The sequence below is a fragment of the Clostridium sp. CAG:221 genome, from assembly GCA_000435835.1.
Lineage (GTDB): Bacteria > Bacillota > Clostridia > Clostridiales > Clostridiaceae > Clostridium.
In genome coordinates, this window is record FR883360.1 from 2,721 (window position 1) to 5,300 (window position 2,580).

The window sequence follows — 2,580 nt, forward strand, 5'->3', positions numbered from 1 at the left end:
TAGGGAAAGACTAGACGTATATGAAAGACAAACACAACCACTGATTGATTTTTATAAAGAAAAAAATCTACTTTCTACGGTAGATGGAACAAAAGCTATTAACGAAGTATTTAACGATATTTGTGAATTATTCGGAAGAGTTGATTAATGATCATTATTAAAAATGATAAAGAAATCAACCTAATGAGGAAAGCTGGTAAAATAGTAGCGGAAACGCTTCTAGTGGTTGAAAAAAACATAAAGCCAGGTATAACTACTGCCGAATTAGATAGGATAGCAGAAGAATTTATAACTAAGCATGGGGCAAAACCTTCATTTAAAGGGCTCTATGGATTTCCTGCATCACTATGCATATCTGTTAATGAGCAAGTAGTTCATGGAATACCAGGAAGGTATGTATTAAAAGAAGGAGATATTGTTAGTGTAGATTGTGGAGCTATGATTGATGGCTACCATGGAGATGCTGCAAGAACCTTCGCTGTTGGAAATATTTCAGAAGAAGCACAAAAGCTTATTGAAGTAACTAAAGAAAGTTTTTTCAAAGGTTTAGAAGCTGCAAAAGTAGGAAATAATCTAACTGATATTTCAAATGAAATACAAAAATATATTGAGGCTTCAGGGTTCTCTGTTGTAAGAGATTTCGTTGGGCATGGAATTGGAAAAGATCTTCACGAAGATCCAGAGGTTCCAAACTTCGGAAGACCAGGCCGAGGTCCAAAATTAGTGACTGGTATGGCTCTAGCTATTGAACCTATGGTTAATGTAGGAAGTCATAGAGTTAAAACATTAGGTGATGATTGGACAGTTATCACCAGTGATAAAAGTCTATCAGCACATTATGAAAATACAGTCATAATTTTACCAGATGGACCAGAGATACTAACACTAGTTAAATAAGTGTTGCTTAGTTATAAATTCGCATGAAACCATATGGTGTCTTGTAAATTTATGGCTAAGGTAATCATCGAGGTGAAAAGTTTGCAAAACAATGACTTAATTGGAAAACTTGTTATTTCAAATTCAGGCAGGGATAAAAATCAAATGTATATCATAGTAGATAATATAGATGATAGTTATTACCTATTGAGCAATGGAAAAACAAAGACAATTCAGATGCCGAAAAAAAAGAAGCTAAAACATTTTGATGTTTTAGGAGATGCTGAAGATCATATTAAAACTGCTCTAGCAGCTAAAGATAAAGGCGCTGATTTAAAGATTAAGAGATTTTTAAAGCTTAAAGGCATTGTTAAGGAGGGTTGATTACCTTATGTCAAAAGATGATGTAATAGAAATGCAAGGTGTAGTTTTAGAAGCTTTACCTAATGCAATGTTTCAAGTTGAGTTAGAAAGTGGTCATAAAATACTAGCTCACATATCAGGAAAATTAAGAATGAACTTCATAAGAATTCTTCCAGGAGATAAAGTAACAATAGAGCTTTCTCCATATGACCTAACAAGAGGAAGAATTACTTGGAGAGCAAAATAAGGTGTGAAGTCACCATAAATTACACAAGGAGGGTTAGCGATGAAAGTAAGACCATCAGTTAAGCCTATTTGCGAAAAGTGCAAGATTATAAGAAGAAAAGGAAAAGTAATGGTTATCTGTGAAAATCCTAAGCACAAGCAAAAACAAGGCTAATATAATTAAGTATTAGGCAAATATATTTTTACAAATATTAATATATTGACTTTTATTACAAATTTCAATATTATTATATAGGCAATATTTAAGTCAATAATTTTAGGTGCGGCTGCAATAGTAATTGCAATTAGTTATCTATTAACCTAAAATTCATTATAAATTATTTAATAAATAATTGCATTCCAACTTATCAGGAGGTGTAAATCAATGGCAAGAATTTCAGGAGTTGACCTACCAAGAGAAAAAAGAGTTGAGATAGGTCTAACATATATATACGGTATAGGATTATCTACTTCTCAAAAGATTTTAGCTGAAACTGGAGTAAACCCAGACACTAGAGTTAAAGATCTTACTGAAGAAGAAGTTAATGCAATCAGAAACTTCGTTAAAAATATTACAGTTGAAGGTGACTTAAGAAGAGAAGTTGCTTTAAACATAAAGAGATTAGTTGAAATCGGATGTTACAGAGGAATAAGACATAGAAAAGGTCTTCCAGTTAGAGGACAAAAGACTAAGACTAATGCTAGAACTAGAAAAGGTCCTAAGAAGACAATCGCAAACAAGAAGAAATAGTGAGGAGGGATTTCAATGGCTCAAAAAGTTAAAAAGACTAGAAGAAGAAAAGAAAGAAAGAATGTTGAACATGGTGCTGCACACATCAAATCAACTTTCAATAACTCAATAGTTACTTTAACTGATGCAGCAGGAAATGCTTTATCATGGTCAAGTGCTGGAGCTTTAGGTTTCAGAGGATCAAGAAAGAGTACTCCATTCGCATCACAAATGGCAGCAGAAACTGCAGCTAAAGCGGCTATGGAACACGGTCTAAAGAGTATAGAAGTATACGTTAAGGGACCAGGTGCTGGAAGAGAAGCAGCTATAAGATCTTTACAAGCTGCTGGATTAGAAGTAACTTTAATAAAAGATGTTACTCCAAT

Annotated in this window: 6 protein-coding genes and 1 pseudogene; all 7 read left to right on the plus strand. The window is 33.4% G+C overall.

Annotated features, from left to right (window positions below):
• Positions 1–148: pseudogene (locus Q5O44_RS01050) on the plus strand (adenylate kinase); the annotation flags it as partial.
• Positions 148–897 carry a type I methionyl aminopeptidase gene (map, locus tag Q5O44_RS01055; protein ID WP_022166530.1) on the plus strand — a complete coding sequence of 250 codons (750 nt, stop codon included), beginning with the start codon at positions 148–150 and terminating at the stop codon, positions 895–897. The pseudogene Q5O44_RS01050 and the gene map, both read left to right, overlap by 1 nt.
• Before the next feature lie 51 nt (positions 898–948).
• A complete protein-coding gene (locus Q5O44_RS01060; RefSeq protein ID WP_291663510.1) occupies positions 949–1,260 on the plus strand; it encodes a KOW domain-containing RNA-binding protein in 312 nt (103 codons plus the stop codon).
• A 7-nt stretch (positions 1,261–1,267) separates the two neighbouring features.
• Positions 1,268–1,486, plus strand: coding sequence for a translation initiation factor IF-1 (infA, locus tag Q5O44_RS01065; protein WP_005212092.1), 219 nt, complete (start codon positions 1,268–1,270; stop codon positions 1,484–1,486).
• 39 nt (positions 1,487–1,525) lie between these two features.
• Positions 1,526–1,639: a 50S ribosomal protein L36 gene (gene rpmJ / locus Q5O44_RS01070; RefSeq protein WP_016205879.1), complete on the plus strand. Its 114-nt coding sequence runs from the start codon at positions 1,526–1,528 to the stop codon at positions 1,637–1,639.
• A gap of 210 nt (positions 1,640–1,849) precedes the next feature.
• Positions 1,850–2,215 carry a 30S ribosomal protein S13 gene (rpsM, locus tag Q5O44_RS01075; protein ID WP_022166532.1) on the plus strand — a complete coding sequence of 122 codons (366 nt, stop codon included), beginning with the start codon at positions 1,850–1,852 and terminating at the stop codon, positions 2,213–2,215.
• A gap of 15 nt (positions 2,216–2,230) precedes the next feature.
• A partial coding sequence (gene rpsK / locus Q5O44_RS01080) for a 30S ribosomal protein S11 (RefSeq protein WP_302637078.1) occupies positions 2,231–2,580 on the plus strand: 350 nt, incomplete at its 3' end.

What these genes read in the sequence shown, in the direction of transcription:
- Q5O44_RS01060 (WP_291663510.1), top strand. Translation starts at nt 949, where the DNA reads ATGGCTAAGGTAATCATCGAGGTGAAAAGTTTGCAAAACAATGACTTA.
- rpsM (WP_022166532.1), top strand. Translation starts at nt 1,850, where the DNA reads ATGGCAAGAATTTCAGGAGTTGACCTACCAAGAGAAAAAAGAGTTGAG.
- infA (WP_005212092.1), top strand. Translation starts at nt 1,268, where the DNA reads ATGTCAAAAGATGATGTAATAGAAATGCAAGGTGTAGTTTTAGAAGCT.
- map (WP_022166530.1), top strand. Translation starts at nt 148, where the DNA reads ATGATCATTATTAAAAATGATAAAGAAATCAACCTAATGAGGAAAGCT.
- rpmJ (WP_016205879.1), top strand. Translation starts at nt 1,526, where the DNA reads ATGAAAGTAAGACCATCAGTTAAGCCTATTTGCGAAAAGTGCAAGATT.